The organism is Oleiphilus sp. HI0043, from assembly GCF_001634935.1.
The window spans coordinates 1-636 of the sequence record NZ_LWEY01001301.1 but is presented as its reverse complement, the minus strand read 5'-3'; the positions used below and the strand labels follow the sequence as shown (position 1 = coordinate 636).

Annotated in this window: 1 protein-coding gene; it reads right to left on the bottom strand. The window is 45.9% G+C overall.

Annotated elements, in window-relative coordinates:
* On the bottom strand, positions 1-636 hold a 636-nt coding region (locus tag A3729_RS33195; protein WP_197475891.1), incomplete at both ends, for a hypothetical protein.

Genomic DNA, 636 nt, shown 5'->3' with positions numbered 1-636 from the left:
GCGCACCATGTTTTTCAAGCGCCGTATCTAGCTTGTTAATCGTTCTCAATTCGTTTTCAAAGCCGGAACTGGCTTCTTTATAGGCTTCAAGAGCCTGACTTATATAGCCGGAGCGTTCGTATGCGTAAGGAATGGCCAATGCTGCTTCAGCAACACTTTGATTTGTAAGAGGGTAAGTCTTGGTACTAAACCAGGATTGAGTGGCAGCACGAAAATCACCAAGCTCCAGATGTGCCAAGCCATTCAGGTATAAGCCTGCAGCCGTACTGTCAGAGTCAAGGCGAACCTTTTTGAAAAACTCTAAAGCAAGGTCTGGCTTTCCCCCCTCCAAATAGAGTGAGCCGGACGCAAGATTAATTCGGTCAGCCAAAGCCAACTCTTCTTCGCTTTTACCTTTATTCAGTGAACTCGCTATCCAAAGCGTGCCGAGCGCTTTAGTTTTGTCATGGCTCGCTTCAGCATAAGCTATAGCAAGATTGTAATAAGCATAAGCAGCCCAGACTCCTCCGACCAAATCCCTTAGTGCTTTCGCTGCTCTCTGTGGGCTACCGAGCTCTATAAAGCAGTTTGCTCTATAAAAAGTCCAACGCTGTTTATCATCTAGTGACAGCTTATTCTTTAGTCCCTTGAATGACT